The sequence below is a fragment of the Cryobacterium sp. PH31-O1 genome (assembly GCF_030063455.1).
GTDB lineage: Bacteria > Actinomycetota > Actinomycetes > Actinomycetales > Microbacteriaceae > Cryobacterium.
This window is the reverse complement of record NZ_JASITB010000013.1, coordinates 1-1,031: the sequence shown is the minus strand read 5'-3', so window position 1 is coordinate 1,031 and position 1,031 is coordinate 1. Positions and strand designations below refer to the sequence as shown.

The following is a 1,031-nucleotide window of genomic DNA, read 5'->3' as shown; positions in this document are numbered from 1 at the left end:
AATTCGCTGAAACTCGGCTGCGACTGCGTGGGTGAGATCAAGTACTTCGATGGCATCACCACCGACAGCCACGGCAACCCGATGACCATCGAGAACGCTATCTGCATGCACGAAGAAGACGACAGCATCATGTGGAAGCACTTCGACTTCCGCGAGGGCACCGCCGAAGTGCGACGCAGCCGCAAGCTCGTGATCTCCTTCATCGCGACCGTCGCCAACTACGAGTACGCGTTCTACTGGCACCTCTTTCTTGACGGCACCATCGAGTTCCTGGTCAAGGCCACCGGAATTCTGTCGACCGCCGCCCAGAACCCGGGCGAGAAGACCACGTACGGTCAGGCGCTGAACAATGACGGACTCTACGGACCCATCCACCAGCACCTCTTCAACGTGCGGATGGACTTTGAGATTGACGGTCCGCTGAACTCCGTCTTCGAAGTTGACACCGAGATTCCGGCCGACAACCCCACCTACACCGCCTTCCGTGCAGTTGATCGTCTACTCGAAACCGAGCAGGCAGCCATCCGCAAGGCCGACAGTTCCAAGCACCGCTTCTGGAAGGTCGCCAACCGCGACAGCAAGAACCTGGTCAACGAACCGGTGGCCTACCGTCTGATCCCCACGAACGCCATCACCCTGGCCGCCGACGAACGGTCGCACGTGAGCCAACGCGCGCAATTCGCCCGCAACAACCTGTGGGTCACCGCCTACGACCGGGCCGAGCGTTTTCCGGCTGGCGAGTTTCCGAACCAGAGCACCGGCGGCGACGGCCTGCCCGCATGGACCCAAGCAGACCGAAACATCGTCGACCAAGACCTCGTGGTCTGGTACACCTTCGGAATGCACCACGTCGTGCGCCTAGAAGACTGGCCCGTCATGCCCCGCCAGAACATTGGCTTCATGCTCGAACCCCACGGCTTCTTCGACGAAAACCCCACCCTGAACCTGCCAGTCTCTGACAAAGCGGTATCGTCCGACGCAGCCCAGTGCTGCAACGGAACCGACCACTAAACCAACCAAGCTTCGACAGG

Annotated in this window: 1 protein-coding gene; it reads left to right on the top strand. The window is 60.5% G+C overall.

Features of this window, described 5'->3' with window-relative positions; translation table 11 throughout:
- Positions 1 to 1,011 (top strand): copper amine oxidase (locus QMK31_RS17200; protein ID WP_502853503.1); only part of this gene is annotated, 1,011 nt, incomplete at its 5' end.
- Between the last annotated feature and the right edge of the window lie 20 nt (positions 1,012 to 1,031).